This is a genomic window from Yersinia mollaretii ATCC 43969 (assembly GCF_013282725.1).
In the GTDB taxonomy this organism is placed as follows: domain Bacteria; phylum Pseudomonadota; class Gammaproteobacteria; order Enterobacterales; family Enterobacteriaceae; genus Yersinia; species Yersinia mollaretii.
This window is the reverse complement of sequence record NZ_CP054043.1, coordinates 1,060,988-1,082,871: the sequence shown is the minus strand read 5'-3', so window position 1 is coordinate 1,082,871 and position 21,884 is coordinate 1,060,988. Positions and strand designations below refer to the sequence as shown.

The window sequence follows — 21,884 nt, the reverse complement described above, 5'->3', positions numbered from 1 at the left end:
GCGCATGCGCCGATAGACAATTGAAGCATTGGCGGTCGGTTGGACGTAAATTGCCTGCCAACCGACCTCACCCTCGAGCTAACGGCTAGCCAGTATTGCGCATTCCCGCCGCGACACCCGCGATGGTCACCATTAACGCCTGCTCAACACGGGCATCGGGGTGCTCTTGCTGACGCGAACGGTGCAACAGCTCTGCTTGCAAGACGTTCAGCGGGTCGGTGTACACGTTACGTAACGCGATAGACTCCGCAATCCACGGCAAATCAGCCATCAAGTGATCATCATTGGCAATCGCCAGCACCACGTTAATGTCCGCTGCCAATTGATCACGCAGTTGCTGACCCAACGGCCACAAAGATTTATCCACTAAACGCTGATCATAATACTCTGCCAGCCACAAATCGGCTTTGGCGAACACCATCTCCAGCATGCCGATACGGGTCGAGAAGAACGGCCAGTCACGGCACATGGTGGCGAGGACATCGCGCTTGCCAGCATCAATCGCTTTCTGCAACCCAGCCCCGGCACCTAACCAGGCAGGTAGCATCAGACGGTTTTGTGTCCAGGCGAAGATCCACGGAATCGCCCGCAAGCTCTCCACACCGCCATTTGGGCGACGTTTGGCTGGCCGTGAACCCAACGGCAGCTTGCCTAATTCCAGCTCTGGGGTGGCGGAGCGGAAGTAAGGGACGAACTCTGGATTTTCGCGCACATAGCCGCGATACATATCGCAGGATGCGTTCGACAGAATATCCATCACCTCAACCCACTCTTTCTTTGGTTCCGGTGGTGGGAGCAGATTGGCTTCCAGAATCGCGCCAGCATAGAGCGCCAGACTGCTGATGGTGACTTCCGGCAGACCAAACTTAAAGCGAATCATCTCGCCTTGCTCCGTCACACGTAAGCCACCTTTCAGGCTACCTGGAGGCTGAGAGAGCAGTGCGGCGTGAGCAGGTGCGCCACCACGACCAATAGAACCGCCACGGCCATGGAACAGCGTCAGGGTGATCCCTGCTTTCTCGCAGGTTTTGATCAACGAATCCTGTGCGCGATATTGCGCCCAAGAAGCCGCCATCACACCGGCATCTTTCGCCGAGTCAGAATAGCCAATCATCACCATCTGCTTGCCTTGAATCAGGCCGCGATACCAATCGATGTTCAGCAACTGCGTCATCACGTCATCGGCGTTGTTCAGGTCATCAAGGGTTTCGAACAGTGGGGCCACTGGCAGGGTGAACGGGCAGCCCGCCTCTTTCAGCAGCAAATGCACCGCCAGTACATCCGATGGCACTTTCGCCATCGAGATAACATAGGCCGCGATAGAGCCTTCCGGCGCTTCGGCGATCACCCGACAGGTTTCCAGCACTTCTTGTGTATCAGCGCTCGGTTCCCATTTCAGTGGGACCAGTGGGCGCTTGGAGTTCAATTCGCGGATCAGGAAGGCTTGTTTGTCCGCTTCAGACCAGCTCTCATAATCGCCGAGGCCCAGATAGCGGGTTAGCTCAGCAATGGCATCGGTGTGGCGAGTACTTTCTTGGCGCACATCGATACGCACCAATGGCACGCCAAAGCAGCGAACCCGGCGCAGGGTATCCAACAACTGGCCGTTGGCAATAATCTCCATGCCGCAGGCTTTCAGTGATTGATAGCAGGCGTAGAGCGGGTCCCACAGTTGGTCATTGCTAACCAGCAAATCAGTCGGTGGCAAGACACGCTCGCCTTTCAGGCGTTTTTCTAAGTAAACCTGAGTGTTGGTCAACTGGGTACGGACGCGCTTCATCAGCTCGCGATAAGGTTCCGGTATCTCGTCGCCACCCGCCAGCTCACGCAGTTCCGGCGTGCATTCCGACATCGATAGCTCTGACACCAGCACTTGAATATCACGCAGGAACAGATCGGTGGCTTTCCAGCGGCTAAGCAGCAGCACATGGCGGGTGATTTCAGCGGTCACATTCGGGTTACCGTCGCGGTCGCCGCCCATCCATGACGTAAAGCGAATCGGCACGGCTTCTACTGGCAAGCGGTAGTCGAGGGAGTTTTGCAACTGCTCGTTAAACTCGCGCAAGAACGCGGGCACCCCTTCCCATAAGCTGTTTTCGACCACGGCAAAGCCCCATTTGGCTTCATCCACTGGGGAGGGGCGAATTTTACGAATTTCGTCGGTATGCCATGATTGTGCAACCAACTGCCGCAAACGACGCATGATCTTGTTGCGTTCGTAATCGGCTAAATCATTGTGATCCAACTGGCTCAGGCAGGTATTCACTTCCACCAGTTTATGGATCAGGGTGCGGCGGGTAATCTCGGTTGGGTGAGCGGTCAGCACCAGTTCGATGGATAACTCATCAACCGCGCTACGCATATCTTGCTCGCTCAGTTTTTTGTCTTTTAAGCGGGTGAACAGTTGGGCCAGGGCTTCCGGGTTACTTGCCGCTTCACCGTGTGGCGAAATGCTGTGGTATTGCTCCGCCGTATTCGTCAGATTGAGGAATTGGCTAAAAGCACGGGCCACCGGCAGCAGCTCGTCGTTGGAGAGATTTTGCAGTGTCGTCAACAACTCCTGACGGCTCGCTTCATTACCAGCACGCGAAGATTTGGATAATTTACGGATGGTTTCTACTCGATCAAGAATGTGTTCGCCGAGCGCTTCCTTGATGGTATCCCCGAGTAGTTTGCCGAGCATACTGACGTTACTTCGCATTGCGGAATATTGTTCGTTCATATGACCCCTGACCCATATCCCCTTCGCCCTTGACGCCTACCTGCAACGCCAATGGCTTTGGGTATAAATTTTTATGGTTTCTTTTTGTAAATTAGTTTCACCCAAAAGGCTGAGATGGACAATTCCACTCGCCACGTTCAATTCCATACCCCAATTGACACTATTTTTAGCAAAAAAACATCAATTTTAGGGATATTGCTGAAATTTAATTACCAGACTCAGGTTATCAGTCTGGCTTATGGACAATATTGATCCGCCTACCCCATTAGGGTTATTTCTGTTGGCAGAAATGGTCAACTAACTGACCAATCAGCTCGCGGGTTGGTTCGATAAAGGCCATATCAATAAACTCATCCGGCTGGTGGGCCTGATTGATTGAGCCTGGCCCCAATACCAATGTTGGGCAAATTTGCTGGATAAATGGCGCTTCGGTGCAGTAGTTCACCACCGCCGTGCGCTCACCCAATAATTTTTCGATAACCCCCACCATATGGTGATCTGTCGGGCATTCATAGCCAGGAATCGGCGGATGCAGTTCATCAATGCTCAGGCGGCCCGGCCAGCGCTGGCTGACTGGCGCTAGCGCTTCAGTCATCAACTCATCCAGATCACTTAATGTCAGACCCGGCAACGGGCGTATATCCATATGTAATTCACAGCAAGCACAGATACGGTTTGCTGCATCACCGCCACTGATATGACCGAAATTCATCGTCGGATAAGGGATAGCAAAAGCTGGGTTGTTATAACGCGTTTGCAGTGTGGTGCGCAGCTTCATTAGCTCGGTAATGGATTCATGCATCAAATCAATCGCATTGACGCCGCGCGCGGGATCACTGGAATGACCGGACTGGCCAGTAATGCGGATCGCGCTGGAGATATGCCCTTTGTGCGCCCGCACCGGTTGCAGTGAGGTTGGCTCGCCAATAATGGCAAAGTCAGGGCGCAATTGGGTAGAGGCGGCAAAGTAGCGCGCGCCTGCCATGGTCGTCTCTTCATCGGCGGTCGCCAGAATATAGAGCGGTTTACTCAGCTTGCTGGCGTCGATATCGCGCACCGCATCGAGAATAAAAGCAAAAAAGCCTTTCATGTCGGCAGTGCCCAAACCATATAACTTATTGTCGTGCTCGGTCAGCGTGAAGGGATCACGCGTCCAGCGCCCCTCATCGTAAGGGACGGTGTCGGTATGACCCGCTAGCAGTAATCCGCCATTGCCTTCGCCGATGCTGGCTAATAGATTAAATTTGTGGCGTGTATCGGGTACGGGTTGGATTTCAATACGAAAACCCAAATCGGCAAACCATCCGGCTAACAAGTTGATTAACGCCTCATTGCTTTGATCGAGGGCGCTATCGGTCGCGCTGATCGATGGCGTGGCGATTAACGCCCGATACAGCTCAATAAATGGAGGTAATTTCATCTTCACTGTTGACAGCCTTTGGTTAGGATAGTATCAATATTCATGCAATAATTATGAATAAAAATACATTAAGCTTAAGTGTAAGGGAACCTAAAAACACCCTTAAATTTACGAAAATGTCAATGCTCAATCACATGGGGGACAGTGAAACCTTGCTGACCACCCAAATGCCGATTTTGACTACTTATGTCTTTATACCCATTAAATGTTATACCCAAAGTACTGAGTGTTGTCGCCCGCGAGCCAATCTCGCCGCAACGCGCAGTAAGAAGGGTAAGGTGAACTGAACCCATGCTAAATACGCTAATTGTTGGTGCCAGCGGCTATGCCGGAGCGGAACTTACGGCTTACCTCAATCGTCACCCACATATGAACATAACCGCTTTAGCGGTTTCAGCGCAAAGTACAGATGCAGGAAAATTACTGTCCGACCTGCATCCGCAACTCAAAAGCATCATTGATCTTCCGCTGCAACCCTTGGTAGACGTGGCGCAGGCGGCAAAAGGCGTTGATGTGGTGTTCCTCGCCACCGCCCATGAAGTCAGCCATGATTTGGCTCCGCAGTTTTTAGCGGCGGGCTGCGTGGTGTTTGATCTCTCTGGCGCATTCCGGGTTCAGGACGCTAATTTTTATAGCCAATACTACGGTTTTGAACACCAGCACGCTGATTGGTTGGACAAAGCGGTTTATGGGCTGGCTGAATGGCAGGCCGAAGAAATTAAGCAGGCCCAATTGATTGCGGTTCCCGGCTGCTATCCAACCGCTTCACAATTGGCATTGAAGCCACTGGTCGAGGGCGGTTTACTCAATCAGGCGCAATGGCCTGTGATTAACGCCGTCAGTGGCGTTAGCGGGGCGGGGCGTAAGGCCAGCATCGGCAACAGTTTTTGCGAAGTGAGCTTGCAGCCGTATGGCCTGTTTAATCACCGTCATCAGCCGGAGATTGTTGCTCACCTTGGCACCCCCGTGATTTTCACCCCGCACTTGGGCAATTTCGCGCGCGGCATTTTGGCGACCATCACTTGCCGCCTGAACGCCGGTGTCACGGCGGAAGATATCGCCGAGGCGTACCATAACGCGTATCAAGATAAGCCGCTGGTGCGGTTATATCAGCAAGGCGTACCGGCGCTTAAAGCGGTCGTCGGCCTGCCTTTCTGTGACATTGGTTTCTCAGTGCAGGGCGAGCATTTAATCATTGTTGCGACGGAAGATAACCTGCTGAAAGGTGCTGCGGCACAGGCGGTACAATGCATGAATATCCGTTTTGGCTTTACGGAAACTCAGTCCCTATTGTGAGTCACCAAAGGGCGATAACTGAGTCAAAATGGGCAGAAACTGATACTTTATCCAATTATATTGAGGCGAAACATGATGAACCCGTTGGTCATTAAATTAGGTGGCGTGTTGCTGGACAGCGAAGAAGCGCTGGAACGCCTGTTTACTGCATTGGTGACCTATCGTGAGAAGCATGAGCGCCCGCTTGTGATTATGCACGGTGGTGGCTGTCTGGTAGATGAGCTGATGAAAAAACTCGCGCTGCCAGTGGTGAAGAAAAACGGCTTGCGGGTCACTCCGGCTGACCAGATTGATATTATCACTGGCGCACTGGCGGGAACCGCCAACAAAACGCTGCTCTCTTGGGCGGTGAAACACCAGATCAATGCTGTGGGCCTCTGTCTGGGCGATGGCAATACAGTTTCGGTGACACCACTGGATGCAGAGCTGGGGCATGTAGGGAAAGCGCAACCCGGCTCACCCGCCTTGGTGCAAACCCTGCTGGCAGCGGATTACATGCCAATCATCAGCTCAATTGGTATTACCGCAGATGGCAAATTGATGAATGTGAATGCCGATCAGGCTGCAACCGCACTGGCGGCGACACTGGGGGCCGATCTGATTTTGCTCTCTGACGTGAGCGGTATTCTGGATGGCAAAGGCCAGCGGATTGCAGAAATGACCGCCCAGAAAGCCGAGCAATTAATTGCTCAGGGCATTATTACTGATGGCATGATTGTTAAAGTGAATGCCGCGCTGGATGCCGCTCGCTCATTGGGTCGCCCAGTGGATATCGCCAGTTGGCGTCATGCAGATCAATTGCCGGCGCTGTTTAATGGTGTGCCGATTGGGACGCGGATTCTGGCGTAACGGGCTATTATCTCCATATCAAAACGATTTGTATTCAGAACTTAGACTTAGGGAAGCAAGATTATGGCATTGTGGGGCGGACGGTTTAGTCAGGCAGCAGATCAGCGTTTTAAGCAATTCAATGACTCCCTGCGGTTTGATTACCGACTGGCAGAGCAGGACATTATAGGTTCTGTTGCTTGGTCGAAAGCACTGGTCACGGTGGGTGTATTAACGGCTACCGAGCAGCAGCAACTTGAGCAGGCACTCTCTGTTTTGTTGGAAGAAGTACAGGCCGATCCACAGGCCATTTTGACCAGTGATGCGGAAGATATCCACAGTTGGGTAGAGACCAAACTGATTGGCAAAGTGGGCGATTTAGGCAAAAAACTGCACACGGGTCGGAGCCGTAACGACCAAGTGGCGACGGACCTAAAATTGTGGTGCAAATTCCAGATAACTGAATTAAAAACCGCTGTGCAGCAGTTGCAGCAAGCGCTGGTGATCACTGCCGAAGCCAATCAGGATGCGGTGATGCCGGGTTATACCCACTTGCAACGCGCCCAACCGGTGACTTTTGCGCACTGGTGTCTGGCTTATGTTGAAATGCTCGCGCGTGATGAAAGTCGTCTGCAAGATACCCTAAAACGCCTTGATGTCAGCCCATTGGGTTCTGGCGCATTGGCGGGGACAGCCTATGCTATCGACCGTGAACAACTGGCGAGCTGGCTAGGTTTTGCCTCGGCGACACGCAACAGTCTCGACAGTGTCTCTGACCGCGACCATGTGCTGGAACTGCTGTCCGATGCCAGCATCGGCATGGTGCATCTGTCTCGTTTTGCGGAAGACCTCATCTTCTTCAACAGTGGCGAAGCGGCGTTTGTTGACTTATCTGATCGCGTGACCTCAGGCTCCTCCCTGATGCCGCAAAAGAAAAACCCAGATGCATTAGAATTAATCCGTGGTAAGTGTGGTCGGGTACAAGGCGCATTGACCGGGATGATGATGACGCTGAAAGGCTTGCCTCTGGCTTATAACAAAGACATGCAGGAAGACAAAGAAGGGCTGTTTGATGCGCTCGACACTTGGCTAGACTGCCTGCATATGGCCGCACTGGTGTTGGATGGCATTCAAGTAAAACGCCTACGTTGTAAAGAAGCGGCAGAGCAGGGCTATGCCAATGCCACAGAGCTGGCTGACTATTTGGTCGCTAAAGGTGTGCCGTTCCGCGAAGCGCACCACATTGTGGGTGAAGCGGTGGTTGAGGCTATTCGGCAGGGCAAAGCACTGGAGGCGTTATCGCTCAGTGACTTGCAGAAATTCAGTGCAGTCATTGGTGATGATGTCTATCCGATTTTGGCGCTGCAATCCTGTCTGGATAAACGCGTCGCTAAAGGTGGGGTTTCACCACAGCAAGTGGCTTTTGCTATTGCTGAGGCTAAAGCGCGCCTACTGTAGTTCGCCAAGCCGTCATATCGATAATGGGTCACTTCAACAAGTGGCCCATTTTTCATTATAAAAACTGAATTATATTTTCCCCTCGCTAATCATCTCATTCAGAAAAAATTAACTCACGTTACAGCAATCCTTATTCCACGGTTATTTAAAATTTCTATAAAATCAATATTCTCAGACACATACTGTTTTATACTGGAATGGCATTGAGTTTATATCCGCAAATGATTATGATAATCATTATCAAATGGTGGCGTTGTGGTAAAACCTCTACTAGCATTAAGGAATTAAAGAAATTTAAGTCAATTCTAATAACTGAAGAGGTTAATCAGAAATATTAATTTACCGACTAATAAAATAATTGTTTTTATTTTTTCAATTTAACCTCCCTCTGTGTGGGTTAATTTATTTCCCTATTTTATAGAAAGTCACAACATATTAATTATCCGATAATTTCTATTATTCGGTGTGGGTAACTATTGCCAAAATTATCGTGCATGTCATGAAGTAACAATAATGAGTATACATATTGTTTTTTGTATTAATAAGGATGGGTTCTCATAAATGGATAGTATGGTTAGAGATAAAAAAGAAACAATAAACGCGCTGAATAAAATCGCCCTCGGTATATTTTTAGCTCTGACGGCGCAAAGCTATTCAGAGAGTGCTAAAGCTGAAACCGCAGTGGCACCACCGAATAAAAATGACATGGTGCTGGATAAGCTCAAAGTCGAAGAGGCGAGCCATGCTTATGAGGGCGACTGGGTCTATGATGAAATACGCTCGGTTAGCGAAATCTCCCGTGAACAAATGGATAACCGACCCGCGCGCCATGCAGCGGATATATTAGAGCAAACGCCGGGAGTCTACTCTAGTGTTAGCCAGCAAGAGCCAGGGTTATCGATCAATATCCGTGGTATGCAAGATTTTGGCCGCGTGAATATGAATATTGACGGGATGCGACAGAATTTTATGAAAAGCGGCCACGGTCAACGCAATGGCGTAATGTATATTGATCCGGAAATTCTGAGTAACGTCATAATAGAGAAAGGCGCGATCAGTGGTATTGGCGGTGCGGGTATGATTGGCGGGATTGCCACCTTTAATACCATCAATGCCAGCGATTTTCTTGAGCCGGGAAAAGAGATTGGCGGTAAAGTACGCGCCATGACCGGAGATAATGGCACCCAGTTTATTGGCAGCGCAATGCTGGCGGTGGGTAATGAGTATGGTGATATATTATTAGCGACCAGTGAACGTAATTTGAAAGATTACTGGCCGGGTAATAAGGGAGAACTTGGTGAAATTCGCATTGGATCTAAATATAACCATACAATATTTGATACTGCCCTGAAAAAGAAAAAAGTCTCATTTACTGATTTTAAAATGCATTCGCAGTTGGCAAAAATAGGTTGGAATGTATCCGCTGATCAGCGCTTGGCATTCAGTTATCTACAAACCCAAGTAGACAGCCCCAATGCGGGTATATTTACCGAGGTAGGTCTTAATATGTCAACCCCGATATACGGTTGGCTGAGCAGCAGTATGACTGAAGTGAACAACCGTAATATTGGGCTAGATTATAGCTTAAAGCCGGAGCACATTGCCTGGCTGGATCTAACAGCAAAAATCTATTACGTTGATACTGATGATATAACCGATACACATAATGCAAACACTATTTTTCGAAAACCATTCTGGACTCAAACCCGTTTAACAACCCAAGGTCTACAACTGCAAAACAGCAGTTTATTTACCCCCGACGACCAACATCAATTACGCATCAACTATGGCCTTGAGTGGTTTAGTGACCGCTCCAGAGGCAATACAACCAACGACTATATGATTGAACGTACCCCTGTGGGCATGAGTGTGAATGGGTTAACCCCCCCGGGTAAGCGGACAATCACCAGTACTTTTGCCCAGCTTAATTACGATTATGCTGATTGGCTGCGGCTGGAAGGGGGGTTGCGTTATGACCAGTTTCGTTTGCAGGGTAATACCTGGATGTATGTCAAAGGGTTCCGCAAACCCTATACCCTTGAGAACCCTTGTGACCCCAAACGAGATGAGCAATCCGAAAGAGCAAACACACGATGTTCATCTACTGTTCTATCAATGATGACTTGGGATGTGGATCGCCATGAACGGCAACTTTCACCCACGGCGGCGGTTGGTATTAAGCCCGGCGCACAGTGGCTAGAGTTTTTTGGCACTTATGGTAAATCCTGGCGACCACCGGCAATGACGGAGGCGTTGGCGACGGGCAGTGCACACGGTCATGGGTGGGTTTTACCCAACCCTTTGTTGGCAGCGGAGCATTCTAAAGCATGGGAGCTGGGTGTTAATATTCAACAAACGGGTCTGTTTATCAGTGAAGATCGCTTTGTGGCTAAGGTGGCATATTTTGATACCCGAGTGAGTAATTATGCCAATCTTCAATTATCCAAGACGAGACCAAAATTGGGTGGCGGATCTTTCACTGATGTAACCTATGTAAATAATTTACTGCAAACTTATTTTCGTGGTCTGGAATATCAATTAAGTTATGATGCTGGGTTATTTTATACAAATATAAATTATACCAGAATGATTGGTGAAAATAATATATGTTCAAAAGTGGCTTGGTTAGGTGGAGTGCAAAAAGGTAAACGAATCAATAAAAAAGAGCGTTATCCAGTTGATGATCCTGACATGAATAATAGAATTGAATGTTATGCGGCAAGTGCGTCATTTGGCTCATCAGCTTATTTGCCCGGCGATCGTGGTAGCTTTAATTTCGGCGGAAGAATATTTGATCAAAAGCTGGATCTCGGCACTGTTATCCGTTATAACAAAGGACATCAGGATAAGTCGGTGCTTAATAAATATGGGTTGCCCAATGTTGTTTATGTGGCAGATTGGCCCGAGTATATAATATTAGATCTCTATACTAGCTATAAGGTGACTAATAGTTTAACGCTACGAAGTTCAATAGAAAATATAACTAATCGTGCATATTTAGTCAGCTATGGAGATACACTCTCTTTTGCCCCGAATCGTGGTAGAACTATTCAGGGTGGTTTTGAGTATAAATTTTGAGTTATAAAGTCTTTAGGTGAATATATTATTTACCTATTGAGTGAATAGCTTAGCAATAAGCTATATTTCGGAGTGGTAATCATTAATTAAAAGGATATTATTATGAGTACAACCATTAAATATAACAGCGAGTTTGCTGATCACAGCATCACTTCTTATCTTAATAACTGGGCTGAGAACTTCGGTGATATAGATCAAGCGGCAACCAAAGATCGTGGTCAGTTTGCTGGCGGGGGAATGCTTGATGGTACCCAATATTCCATAGGCAGTTCTCACGGTACTGATATGGGGATGATTGTTGAAGGGACTTTAAGCTATGCTTTTGCAGCCCATGCTTTCCATGGTCAAATAACTGGCATGCAGTTTGGTCATGAATTAATTGCTAATTCTAATGGTGTGGGTAAAGCTTTTGCAGATGTGCAAGTCACCTTTAACGGTCTGGATATTTCTGGTGAATTTGATGCTGCCAAGTCAGTGGCCGAAAATCGTGATACTGATATGCAGAAATCGGTACATGGCTTAATGAAAGGCAATGCCGATCCAATGTTGGACATCCTCAAAGCCAAAGGCATTGATGTGGATACCAAGTTTAAAGATCTGGATATCGCCAGCCAGCTTGATACCACCAGTGACGTCATGGCTGATTCACCTGTCGTTGATACAGTTGGTGCATCTGACAATGTTGAAATATTGATGGCGGCCTAAGTGCCTAAGAAAGCCAGACAGAAAAGGATTTTCTGACTAGGTAGTAAATGCGCCACCGCCGCACTCTGGTATATTGGCTACGGCGGTGGCTCACATTATTTAATACCTAATTGTGATTGTGTTATCTATATTGTTTTTAAATATGAATATCGGGGTATTACTCAGCAACGAGTAATATTTTTTATTTAAAAAGGATATTATTTATGACCGTAAGCATTCAATTTAATGCTCCATTAGGAAGTGCTACCCTCGCGAGTTATAGTCAGACCCTGAAAGTAAAGAATAGAAAAGAGACAATAAGTAATGATACAACGGAGACAAAAGAAGCACAGGCATTAGCCAGCATGTGTGATGACTCTTCTGACGATGCGGTAGGTTACGATTTTATTGGCATTGATGCAGGCACCAGTTGCAAAAGTAACACTGATATTATTGTCGAAGGGAGTTTATTCTACTCCCATACACCTCAGTATACCTTTTACGGCAAGATAGAGAGTTTGATGCTGGGTAAAGACTTGAACCCTAATCCTGATGGAATGGGTAAACAGCTTGATGAATCGCAACTAAAATTGAGCGGGTTGGGCATTTCCAGTGAATTTGATGCAGGCAAAACAATAACAGAGAACCACCAGGGTGAGGTTCATAAAGTCATTGATGGTTTGATTCGGGGTAATGCCGAACCATTACTAGAAATACTTCAGGCCAGAGGTGTTGATATCAATACGCCACTGAAAGATCTGGCAATCGCCAGCCAATTTAGTGCGACTAACGAAGTTATGGCCGATATACCCGTCGTTGATACCGTCGGCACATCTGATAGCGCCGAAATATTAATGGCGGCCTAATGAGTTAATAAAGTCAGATAGAAAAGGATATTTTTATGACCAATATATCGATCAAATATAGCAGTTCAGATCACGAAAATTGTACACTCGCTAATTGTGTTAAGAATAGTAGTGTAAACATAGGTAATATAACAGAGACAACACAGCCACAAGTATTAGCTAAAATGTATGTTGACTTCACTGCAACTGTTAACAGCGGTGATTACAGCGGGTACCAATATATATTAGTTGATAGTGCTACTGAAAATGACGCAGTAACGGTAAATGATGCAGTGACGATAGTGGAAGGAGATCTAAAGTCATCGATACTGAGTTATCGTCATAATAAGACTTTCTCAGGAAAAATAGATAGCGTGACATTGGGTGACGGCTTGATGCCAATTCCTGGAGAGTTTATTAAACAGGTTGAGGTAGCGAGACTGAAATTGAGCGGGTTGGATATTACCAGTGAGTTTGATTCGAACAAGACAACGGCAGAGAACCAACAAGGTGAGGTGCATAAGGTCATTGATGGTTTGATGCGGGGCGATGCTGATCCATTACTGGAAATACTCAAGAGCAAAGGTATTAAGATCAATACCCCACTGAAAGAGATGGCGATTGCTAGTCCGTTTGATACGACGAGTGAAGTTCTGACTGATGCACCAGTCATTGATGCAATTGGTATTACTGATGATTTTGACTCGGCCATGTTAATGGCGGCCTAAACGGTAAAAACAGAAAAGGATTTTATTATGACAGTCACTATTCAATATAGTAGCGAATTCGCTGATTCTACCCTCTCTTCTTATACTCAAATGTGGACGACGAGAAATGGTGATATAAGAGAGATAGAACATAAATATCTTGGCTCTTTTTATGGTGATTTTGTTAGTGATTTTCAGAACCAATATGTAGTGGGTAGCTCTCATGGAACTGAGGCTGCAATGATTGTGCAAGGTAATATACGTTCTGCTGTCGTTTATTATGGCAAAATTGAAAACTTGGAACTGGGTGATCACTATGATTTTGATATTGTTAGTCAGCAGCTTGATGAGCGGCAACTGAAATTAAGTGGGCTTGATATTACCAGCGAATATGATGCTACTAAAACGATGGCAGAGAATGAACAGGGTGAAACACACAAGATTATTTATGGCTTAATGTGCGGTAATGCCACCCCATTGCTGGAAATACTCCAGACCAAAGGTATTGATATCAATACGCCACTGAAAGATCTGGCTATCGCCAGTCTATTTGATTCTCCGAGTGAAGTTCAAGCTGATGCGCCAATTATTGGCACAATTGGTATGACTGATGATTTCGACTCGGCAATGTTAATAGCGGCCTAAACGGCAAAGACAGAAGAGGATTTTATTATGACAGTAACAATTCAATATAATAGTAAGTTCGCTGATTCTACCCTCTCTTCTTATACTCAAGCATGGGCGACGAAAAATGGTGATATAAGGCAGGCAGAATGGAAAGATTATGGCACCTTTACGGGCGACTTTGTTGGTGATTCTCACAATCAATATACCGTGGGTAGCTCTCATGGAACTGAGGCGGCAATGGTTGTCCAAGGGAGTATACGTTGCGCTGCCCAGCCCTGTATTTTCTACGGTAAAATTGAAAACTTGGATCTGGGTGATCACTATGACTTTGGCGTTAATAGTCAACAGCTTGATGAGCGGCAACTGATATTAAGCGGGCTAGATATTATTGGTGAATATGATGCCACCAAAACGATGGCAGAGAACCAACAGGGTGAGACACACAAGGTCATCTATGGGTTGATGTGTGGCAATGCAACCCCATTGCTGGACGTGCTCCAAGCCAAAGGTATTGATATCAATACACCACTGAAAGATATGGCTATCGCTAGTCAGTTCGATATGACGAGTGAAGTTTTAGCCGATGCGCCAATCATTATTAACACTGTAGGTATGGCTGATGGAACTGACGTCACTATTATCTTATTAGCCGCCTAAAATATCTTATAGGTTGCCTAAAATAGTCATCAGGAAATGATCTTCAGATTAAATGCTATTGAGTTGGGCAAAATATCACCGCCATGTTTTTTTGGGGATATTAATTTTTTTATTGGCGGTGATTAATATTCTCCCTCTGAGCTCATTAAGACTGAAAATGAGTGTGCTCTGATAAATATTGCATTCTAATAAATCAAATAGACATTATGCATAAAGTTAAATCAATCACGAAAGCCTCTGTATTTGTATGGAAATGGACGCCATGGAATCAAGTAATAATACCGGTTTTTCATCATCTTCACCGACTATTCTCTCCGTTCTCACCCATCACAAAAAAAACCTTTGGGGTATTGGGTTATTTACAGCGGTAATAAATTTATTGATGCTTGCCCCTGCTATTTATATGTTGCAGGTTTATGACCGTGTTCTTGCGTCAGCGAATACCATGACATTATTGATGCTCACTATATTGGTGCTGGGTATATTTGTATTTATTGGGCTTTTAGAGTGGGTTCGAAGTGCGGTGGTTATCCGTTTGGGAACTCGCATTGATATGCAACTTAATCAGCAGGTATTTAATGCTGCATTTGCCTCACAACTGATGGGTCATAAAACTCCAGCAGCTCAAGCATTGAATGACCTAACAGCTTTGCGTCAATTTGCCACCGGCAACGCACTTTTCGCCTTCTTCGATGCACCTTGGTTCCCATTTTATCTGTTTGTCATTTTTCTGCTCCATCCATGGTTAGGCGCATTGGCTGCGGCAGGTGCTTGTATGCTTATTTTTCTGGCATGGCTTAATCATTGGGTATGTAAAAAACCACTGAAAGAAGCATCAAACATCACCTCACAGGCCACTCAACAAGCCAATGCGAATTTGCGTAACGCCGATGCCATTGAAGCGATGGGGATGCTAAAAGCCATGCGCGAACGCTGGCTTAAGCAGCATTCACATTTCCTCTATCAACAAAATATTGCCAGCGATAAAAGTAGTCGCGTCACCGCCTTATCTAAATCCAGCCGTCAGGCGCTGCAATCAATGATGCTAGGTCTGGGCGCATTGTTGGTTATTGATGGCGCAATTACGGCGGGCGTCATGATTGCGGGTTCTATCTTAATTGGGCGGGTATTAAGCCCAATTGATCAATTAATTGCGGTCTGGAAACAGTGGAGTCATGCCCGATTGGCTTATCAACGACTCTCTGACTTATTGGCGCAGCACCCACCCGAACAGACGGGTATGCATCTCTCTCCCCCAACGGGGAAATTGAGTGTGACACAGCTAACCGTTTGTAAACCTGGCACCCATATTCCGGTGTTACAGGCCATCAATTTTGAGTTGCAACCCGGTGATGTCCTTGGTGTTTTGGGGCCGTCGGGTAGTGGTAAATCTACCTTGGCGAAACTATTGGTAGCATGTAAACCCGCCTTTAGCGGCTCAGTTCGCTTAGACAGTGCCAATCTTGCGCAATGGGATAAAACCCGCTTAGGGGAATTTATTGGTTACCTGCCGCAAGATATCCAGCTATTTCGTGGGTCGATTGCTGAAAATATCTCGCGCTTTGGCCCGGTTGATACCAAAAAAGTGATCGCAGCAGCGCAGTTCGCGGATGTGCACGATCTCATTCTGCATATGCCGCAAGGCTATGATACTCAGCTAGGGGATGGCGGCGAAGGGCTATCCGGCGGTCAACGCCAGCGTATTGCTTTGGCGCGGGCCATGTACGGCATACCACGACTTATTGTGCTGGATGAACCCAATGCCAGTCTGGATAAAGAGGGTGAAAAAGCCTTACTGAATAGCATCATCCAACTCAAACAGCAGGGCAGCACCATCGTGATGATCACCCATAAGCCAGAGTTATTATCCGGTAGTGACTATTTGCTATTGCTCAATAATGGCCGAATGGAACTGTTTGATCGTACTGAGGCGGTTTTACAAAGCGTTAAGGGGCAGGACAAGTCCAAGGTCAACGCTGATGTAAAAGCATTCAATAGTAAAAAGAGTTGGGGTAGCGACATGTCATATGGTATCGCATCAGCCCGCACGGCATCACAAAAATCATGACATTAATGAGATATACCACGGATGGGAGATAACCGATGTTACCTGAAACAGGTCGTGATCTGACTACTGATATGGGCAGCCGACAGCAAAACTTACCCCCATTACAAAGCGATAGCGGGAGCTATCTTAGCTTAGGTGGATTATTGATCTTTGGAGGCTTCATCGGTTTTTTACTTTGGGCCGGGCTGGCACCTTTGGATAAAGGAATTGCGGTTATGGGGCACATTGTCGTTGCCGAAAACCGTAAAGTGATCCAGCCGTTACAAGGCGGACGAATTCAGCAATTACATGTCGGCGAGGGGGATGAAGTCACGGAAGGGCAGTTACTCATCACGCTGGATGATACTGCGATTCGCAGTCATCGGGATAATCTACAGCATCAGTACCTCAGTGCGCTGGCTCAGGAGTCCCGCTTAATCGCCGAGCAACATGATTTACCTGAGATTCATTTCCCAGAGGCATTGCTTCAGGATCCCGCGCAACAGGTGGTTGAACGTATCACTGTTTTGCAGCAACAACTTTTTCAGCATCGCCGCCAAGCTCAACTGAGTGAAATTGCACGTTTATCTGCACAAATTACGCGCCATCAGAGTCGGCAGAGTGGATTACAAGTGCTGCGGGATAATAACCAACAGCAACTCGACCTATTCCAACAGCAATTGGATGGCGTGCAGTCGTTGGCAAAAAATGGCCATGTTGCCAAAAATCAATTATTGGATATGGAGCGTCAGGCCATTTCACTGCGTACCAGAGTTGAGCAGGACGCCAGCGATATCGCGGAGGCTTATAAGCTCATTGATGAAACGGAACAGCATATTTCACAACGGCACGAACAGTATCAAAGTGAGAATCGCGAGCAATTAGCCAAAGCGCAGCAAAGTACCCAAGAGTTAACGCAACGTTTGAGTGTTGCGGAGTATGAATTGGACAATACCCGCATTATCGCCCCCGTCAGCGGTTCGATTATTGCACTGGCACAACACACTGTCGGAGGTGTGGTGAGTAGTGGGCAAACATTGATGGAGCTGGTTCCCAGCGGGCAGCCCTTGTTAGTTGAAGCCCAGTTGCCAGTGGCGCTAATTGATAAAGCCATGGTGGGCTTACCGGTCGACCTTAATTTTTCTGCCTTTAATCAAAGTACTACCCCACGATTATACGGCTCGGTATTACGTATTGGGGCTGATCGCATACAGCATCCACAAACTTTAGAACCCTATTACCCTTTAACTATCGCGATTGATACAAATCAAACCCCGCTAAAAATCCGACCGGGTATGTCGGTTGATGTTTTTATCCGTACTGGGGAGCGATCATTGCTCAATTATCTGTTTAAGCCGCTAACCGACCGTCTGTATGTCGCGTTTGCCGAAGAGTAATTGTCGCGATGAGTTATTTTCATAACTCATTAAAGATAAAGGAATATAGTGATTTAATTGATGAAAATACAACAGAATAACAACCGCATTCTACTTTGGTTGGGAAGTGCCTTATTTGCGAGTTGTGTTCATGTATATCTGCTTTGGTGGTTGAGTGCTCCCGCTGTCGCGGTAACGCCACCCTACCCGTATCCGGTGGCGGTGATGCTCGGGTTGTCAGCCGAGCCAGAGTTCACCCCCAATGTAGAACAAAACCCGGTGGTGGGTATCACTCAGGCAGTCAGCGAACCGGAAGTTGAACCAGCGGAAAGTCAGCCAGAGCAAGTGAGCGAGTTGCTGACCGCCCCAGAACAACCCAATGCAGTTCTGATCGTTGAAAAAGAGCGAGAGAGAGTTAAAAAAGAGCCGACTAAAGCCAAACGAACACCAAAAGAGGTCATTAAGCCGCGCAAGCCCATCATGGAAGACACGCCAGTGAATCGTAGCAAACCCGCCCCCTCCGCAGTAACCAGCAGCAGCACACTGTCGGGTGAGAACCAACAAATTGCCGCCGCGACCAACAGTGATTCTTTGCATATGCAGCAGATTAAATTGAATTGGAGAAGCCGCTTACAAGGGCATCTGATGGGCTATAAACGTTATCCACCTATCGCCAAAAAACAGCGTCAGCAAGGCACTGCCACGATTCGTTTTGTGGTCAATAAACAGGGGGATGTTCTCTCGGCTCAACTGATCAATAGCAGCGGGGTCGCTATTTTAGATCACGAAGCTCTGGCACTGCTCAAACGTGCGCAGCCTCTACCTAAACCCCCTACCGAGTTGCTATCACATGGGCAGATAACATTGGCGCTACCCATTAGTTTTGATCTCAAAAATAAAAATCGGTGAGTGTCATTAGGAATAGTATTGCTATGAATTAAGTCAATTCATGAGGTTGGTGATTTAACGCCACGGGAGTGACAAAGCTCACCCCGTGGCGTTAAATCCGATTCAGACAGCCAATCGCGCGCACAGATAACGATTTAGACTCACCCCTTCTTCTGAGGCACTAATTGCCAGACGCCGATGCTGTTCAGGGGGTAAGCGAAGGACCAATTTCCCGCTATAATGCTTTTCGGCTAAGGGCTCTGGTGGCGTTATACCATTGGCTTGCATATCTTGCAGGATATCGGCAACCAAGGTGGTAATCCCTGTCAGTGCCTCGATACGATCCCCTGCCAGCCATGACAAACTGGGGAATTCTGCACATAAACCAACGAACTCAGCATCCTCTGCCGACCAAGTAATGCGGTACGTGTAATGCTCGATATTAACCATGATCCCTTTCCTCAAGTTTAGCCAAAGCAGCAATCACCTGTTTTACTTGGTAAAACTTTGCCATCCCACTGCTATCCTTTTGAATGTTAATCCGTGGGTCACCCTGCCAAGGTGTGCCGTAAACATGATGGCTACTGGAGTAATGTCTGGGAAAGCCAAAATAGAAATTACAGATTTTGACCCGTTCGCGGAATTTCACCCCAGCGGGGTTAGCTTTTATCCGAGCAACCCGACTCTCCATGTCTCTCATTACGCCTCCATTTTAGTATCACTATCGATATCAAATCAATATTCACGTTTTAACTCGCGATTAAGCGGTTAGAACTTGGCAAACAGTGAGCCTTACCGACTGGCTTGCCAAGCATGATGCTCAAATGCGTGGAGGCCGTGCGCAAAAAAGGGCATAAAAAAACCGGGCATAACAGCCCGGCTTAGTCAGAGAGTCATAATCAGCAGTAATATTATTCGCCCGGGCAGCGCAGACAGCGTTCGGCTTCGTCGGCACCCACTTTTAGTTTGGACTGCAAATCACGCAGCGCGGTACGCAATCCCTCCTCAATGACCGGATGATAGAATGGCATATCGAGCATCTGATCGATGGTCATTTGCTGTTGATGCGCCCAAGCCAACAGGTGCGCAATATGTTCAGCGCTTGGCCCCATCATCTCGGCACCCAAAAAACGGCCTGTGCCTTGCTCGCCATAAACCCGCAAAATACCTTTATTTTTCAGCATCACCCGCGAGCGACCCTGATTTTCAAAAGAGACTTCACCGATTTCAAAACAGCCGCAGGCGCTAAATTTTTGCGTCAATTCGCGGAAAGTAGAGCCTACCATCGCAATCTGTGGATCAGAGAAAACCACCGAAATGGGGCTACGACGTAAGCCGGGCACCACTTCTGGGAACCCTCCGGCATTCACTCCAGCAATACGAGCCTGATCGCTCGCTTCATGCAGTAATGGCAATTGGTTACTGGCATCACCGGCAATAAAGATATGTGGCACACTGGTTTGCATCGTCAGCTTGTCGGCTGGGGGGACGCCGCGCTCATCAAGCACCAGCGAGGTGTTTTCCAAACCCAGCTTATCAACATTAGGACGCCGACCCGTGGCGGCTAAAACATAATCCACCATCATCTCTTGCGGCTTATCGGCTTTATCCAGATAACGAATAAAGACTTTATCCCCTTCCCGCTGCATCACTTCAACTTTCACATCCGGATCAAGATAGAACTCTTCACCCAGCGTTTTCGCGGCGTAATTGCGCACAATGCTATCCGTCAGCGGGCCAACACCCCCGCCCACACCGAACACTTTTACCTGAACTCCCAATCGGTGCAGTGCTTGACCCAGCTCCAGCCCGATAACGCCGGGGCCGAAAACAGCGACAGATTCGGGTAAATCATCCCAGTCAAACACATCATCATTCACAATCAGTCGCTCACCTAGCTCATTCCAGACGGCGGGCCAAGTGGGACGGGAGCCGGTGGCGATCACGATGCGCTGCGCAACAATGCGCGTGTGATCATCCACTTGCAGGGTGTTGTCATCTATAAAGCGAGCATAGCCCTGAATTTTATCTGCCGCCGGAATGTTATCGACGCCTTCCAGTACGAAGCCGACAAAACGGTCGCGTTCACGCTTAACGCGATCCATCACTTCACGGCCATTAATCAGGGTTTCGCCTTGCGGATGAATACCGAATCCGGGGGCTTGTTCAATGTGATGCACTGCATCAGCTGCCGCAATCAACAGTTTGGATGGCATGCAACCGACGCGTGCGCAGGTGGTGCCGTACTCGCCACCTTCAATCATCACCACACTTGGGGTCGATAGTTTGGCAGCGCGATAAGCGCCAAGTCCAGCCGTGCCACCGCCGATCACGGCGACATCAACGTTTAAGGTTTTCATGTCTACTCCTAACAGGGAAAACAGCAAGAACAGCAAAATAGAAAATTTAATAAATAGAAAAAAAGGGTAGGCCGAAGCCTACCAAATTACTTCACTTTATCTTCATTTTTATTGATGTTATTAGGCAGACAGGTAATTCTCTAAATCATCACTGCCACCGATGTGTCGTCCGCCGATAAAGACTTGCGGTACAGTGCCACGGCCAGTGACGGCGCGCAGACTGACAGTGGTTGCATCTTTGCCCAGCACGATCTCTTCATATTGAATGCCGCGCTCTTGCAGCATTTGTTTCGCTTTGGCGCAGAATGGGCAGCCCGGTTTGGTAAAGACAGAAACAGATTCCTGTACTTTAAAATCAGGTGCCAGATATTTCAGCATGGTGTCGGCGTCAGAGACTTCAAACGGGTCGCCCGGCTTGTTGGGTTCCACAAACATTTTCTCAACCACGCCATTACGTACTAGCATGGAGTAACGCCATGAACGTGGCCCGAAGCCCAGATCCGCCTTCTCAACCAGCATATTCATGCCTTTGGTGAATTCACCGTTGCCGTCTGGAATAAAGGTAATATTTTCAGCACTCTGATCCGCTTTCCAAGCATTCATCACGAAAGTGTCATTGACGGACACACAGAGAATGCTATCAACACCGTGCTGTTTAAACACACTGGCCAGCTCGTTATAACGTGGCAGATGGCTGGAAGAGCAGGTCGGAGTAAACGCACCCGGCAGTGAAAACACAATCACCGTTTTGTTGTTGAATAGCTCGTCGGTGGTGACATCAATCCACTGGTCGCCCTGACGGGTATGGAAAGTAACCTGTGGGACTTTTTTCCCTTCTTGGCTTGCGAACATGTGTAACTCCTTAATTGGAAACTGAAATATTTAAATTTT

18 protein-coding genes are annotated in these 21,884 nt (G+C 47.6%); 12 read left to right on the top strand and 6 right to left on the bottom strand.

Going from position 1 to position 21,884, the window contains the following annotated elements; all coding sequences use genetic code 11:
* Positions 1–85: 85 nt before the first annotated feature.
* Positions 86–2,722, bottom strand: coding sequence for a phosphoenolpyruvate carboxylase (ppc, locus tag HRD69_RS04750; protein WP_032815044.1), 2,637 nt, complete (start codon positions 2,720–2,722; stop codon positions 86–88).
* 271 nt (positions 2,723–2,993) lie between these two features.
* Positions 2,994–4,142: an acetylornithine deacetylase gene (gene argE, locus HRD69_RS04745; protein WP_004876132.1), complete on the bottom strand. Its 1,149-nt coding sequence runs from the start codon at positions 4,140–4,142 to the stop codon at positions 2,994–2,996.
* Between the two features lie 291 nt (positions 4,143–4,433).
* Between argE and argC the strand changes: the two genes are divergently transcribed.
* The 12 genes from argC to HRD69_RS04685 all read left to right on the top strand — a co-directional run bounded on the left by argC (position 4,434) and on the right by HRD69_RS04685 (position 18,654).
* On the top strand, positions 4,434–5,438 hold the full coding sequence (gene argC, locus HRD69_RS04740) for an N-acetyl-gamma-glutamyl-phosphate reductase (protein ID WP_004876133.1): 1,005 nt from the start codon (positions 4,434–4,436) through the stop codon (positions 5,436–5,438).
* A 75-nt stretch (positions 5,439–5,513) separates the two neighbouring features.
* On the top strand, positions 5,514–6,287 hold the full coding sequence (gene argB / locus HRD69_RS04735; protein WP_032815058.1) for an acetylglutamate kinase: 774 nt from the start codon (positions 5,514–5,516) through the stop codon (positions 6,285–6,287).
* A 63-nt stretch (positions 6,288–6,350) separates the two neighbouring features.
* Positions 6,351–7,724: an argininosuccinate lyase gene (gene argH, locus HRD69_RS04730; protein ID WP_004876135.1), complete on the top strand. Its 1,374-nt coding sequence runs from the start codon at positions 6,351–6,353 to the stop codon at positions 7,722–7,724.
* A 561-nt stretch (positions 7,725–8,285) separates the two neighbouring features.
* Positions 8,286–10,802: a TonB-dependent hemoglobin/transferrin/lactoferrin family receptor gene (locus HRD69_RS04725; protein WP_032815045.1), complete on the top strand. Its 2,517-nt coding sequence runs from the start codon at positions 8,286–8,288 to the stop codon at positions 10,800–10,802.
* A 102-nt stretch (positions 10,803–10,904) separates the two neighbouring features.
* Complete coding sequence (locus HRD69_RS04720) at positions 10,905–11,507, top strand: heme acquisition protein HasA (protein ID WP_004876138.1); 603 nt, start codon at positions 10,905–10,907, stop codon at positions 11,505–11,507.
* Positions 11,508–11,710: 203 nt separating this feature from the next.
* Positions 11,711–12,352 carry a heme acquisition protein HasA gene (locus tag HRD69_RS04715; RefSeq protein ID WP_032815046.1) on the top strand — a complete coding sequence of 214 codons (642 nt, stop codon included), beginning with the start codon at positions 11,711–11,713 and terminating at the stop codon, positions 12,350–12,352.
* Positions 12,353–12,387: 35 nt separating this feature from the next.
* Complete coding sequence (locus HRD69_RS04710; protein ID WP_032815047.1) at positions 12,388–13,059, top strand: heme acquisition protein HasA; 672 nt, start codon at positions 12,388–12,390, stop codon at positions 13,057–13,059.
* Positions 13,060–13,086: 27 nt separating this feature from the next.
* Positions 13,087–13,683 carry a heme acquisition protein HasA gene (locus HRD69_RS04705; protein WP_032815049.1) on the top strand — a complete coding sequence of 199 codons (597 nt, stop codon included), beginning with the start codon at positions 13,087–13,089 and terminating at the stop codon, positions 13,681–13,683.
* A 27-nt stretch (positions 13,684–13,710) separates the two neighbouring features.
* A complete protein-coding gene (locus HRD69_RS04700; protein WP_004876142.1) occupies positions 13,711–14,322 on the top strand; it encodes a heme acquisition protein HasA in 612 nt (203 codons plus the stop codon).
* A gap of 247 nt (positions 14,323–14,569) precedes the next feature.
* The gene (locus HRD69_RS04695; RefSeq protein WP_004876144.1) at positions 14,570–16,390 is read left to right on the top strand and encodes a type I secretion system permease/ATPase; all 1,821 of its coding nucleotides are present in this window, start codon (positions 14,570–14,572) and stop codon (positions 16,388–16,390) included.
* Between the two features lie 35 nt (positions 16,391–16,425).
* Entirely contained in the window at positions 16,426–17,766 is a 1,341-nt protein-coding gene (locus tag HRD69_RS04690; protein WP_004876145.1) for an HlyD family type I secretion periplasmic adaptor subunit, read from the top strand.
* 57 nt (positions 17,767–17,823) lie between these two features.
* On the top strand, positions 17,824–18,654 hold the full coding sequence (locus tag HRD69_RS04685; protein WP_032815052.1) for a TonB family protein: 831 nt from the start codon (positions 17,824–17,826) through the stop codon (positions 18,652–18,654).
* Positions 18,655–18,756: 102 nt separating this feature from the next.
* Here the strand turns inward: HRD69_RS04685 and HRD69_RS04680 are convergent, their stop codons facing one another.
* From HRD69_RS04680 to HRD69_RS04665, 4 genes are all read right to left on the bottom strand, one after another.
* Entirely contained in the window at positions 18,757–19,083 is a 327-nt protein-coding gene (locus HRD69_RS04680) for a type II toxin-antitoxin system HicB family antitoxin (RefSeq protein WP_032815053.1), read from the bottom strand.
* Entirely contained in the window at positions 19,076–19,333 is a 258-nt protein-coding gene (locus tag HRD69_RS04675; protein ID WP_032815054.1) for a hypothetical protein, read from the bottom strand. The genes HRD69_RS04680 and HRD69_RS04675 overlap by 8 nt, the downstream gene beginning before the upstream one ends.
* A 211-nt stretch (positions 19,334–19,544) precedes the next feature.
* Positions 19,545–20,993 carry a dihydrolipoyl dehydrogenase gene (locus tag HRD69_RS04670; protein WP_032815055.1) on the bottom strand — a complete coding sequence of 483 codons (1,449 nt, stop codon included), beginning with the start codon at positions 20,991–20,993 and terminating at the stop codon, positions 19,545–19,547.
* Positions 20,994–21,113: 120 nt separating this feature from the next.
* On the bottom strand, positions 21,114–21,845 hold the full coding sequence (locus HRD69_RS04665; RefSeq protein WP_004876150.1) for a glutathione peroxidase: 732 nt from the start codon (positions 21,843–21,845) through the stop codon (positions 21,114–21,116).
* Between the last annotated feature and the right edge of the window lie 39 nt (positions 21,846–21,884).

Excerpts from the sequence above, each read along its gene's own strand:
- ppc (WP_032815044.1), bottom strand. The coding sequence starts at position 2,722 with ATGAACGAACAATATTCCGCAATGCGAAGTAACGTCAGTATGCTCGGC.
- HRD69_RS04725 (WP_032815045.1), top strand. The coding sequence starts at position 8,286 with ATGGATAGTATGGTTAGAGATAAAAAAGAAACAATAAACGCGCTGAAT.
- HRD69_RS04670 (WP_032815055.1), bottom strand. The coding sequence starts at position 20,993 with ATGAAAACCTTAAACGTTGATGTCGCCGTGATCGGCGGTGGCACGGCT.
- HRD69_RS04720 (WP_004876138.1), top strand. The coding sequence starts at position 10,905 with ATGAGTACAACCATTAAATATAACAGCGAGTTTGCTGATCACAGCATC.
- HRD69_RS04690 (WP_004876145.1), top strand. The coding sequence starts at position 16,426 with ATGTTACCTGAAACAGGTCGTGATCTGACTACTGATATGGGCAGCCGA.
- HRD69_RS04715 (WP_032815046.1), top strand. The coding sequence starts at position 11,711 with ATGACCGTAAGCATTCAATTTAATGCTCCATTAGGAAGTGCTACCCTC.
- HRD69_RS04700 (WP_004876142.1), top strand. The coding sequence starts at position 13,711 with ATGACAGTAACAATTCAATATAATAGTAAGTTCGCTGATTCTACCCTC.
- argB (WP_032815058.1), top strand. The coding sequence starts at position 5,514 with ATGAACCCGTTGGTCATTAAATTAGGTGGCGTGTTGCTGGACAGCGAA.
- HRD69_RS04680 (WP_032815053.1), bottom strand. The coding sequence starts at position 19,083 with ATGGTTAATATCGAGCATTACACGTACCGCATTACTTGGTCGGCAGAG.
- argE (WP_004876132.1), bottom strand. The coding sequence starts at position 4,142 with ATGAAATTACCTCCATTTATTGAGCTGTATCGGGCGTTAATCGCCACG.
- HRD69_RS04675 (WP_032815054.1), bottom strand. The coding sequence starts at position 19,333 with ATGAGAGACATGGAGAGTCGGGTTGCTCGGATAAAAGCTAACCCCGCT.
- HRD69_RS04695 (WP_004876144.1), top strand. The coding sequence starts at position 14,570 with ATGGAAATGGACGCCATGGAATCAAGTAATAATACCGGTTTTTCATCA.
- argH (WP_004876135.1), top strand. The coding sequence starts at position 6,351 with ATGGCATTGTGGGGCGGACGGTTTAGTCAGGCAGCAGATCAGCGTTTT.
- HRD69_RS04705 (WP_032815049.1), top strand. The coding sequence starts at position 13,087 with ATGACAGTCACTATTCAATATAGTAGCGAATTCGCTGATTCTACCCTC.
- HRD69_RS04665 (WP_004876150.1), bottom strand. The coding sequence starts at position 21,845 with ATGTTCGCAAGCCAAGAAGGGAAAAAAGTCCCACAGGTTACTTTCCAT.
- HRD69_RS04710 (WP_032815047.1), top strand. The coding sequence starts at position 12,388 with ATGACCAATATATCGATCAAATATAGCAGTTCAGATCACGAAAATTGT.
- argC (WP_004876133.1), top strand. The coding sequence starts at position 4,434 with ATGCTAAATACGCTAATTGTTGGTGCCAGCGGCTATGCCGGAGCGGAA.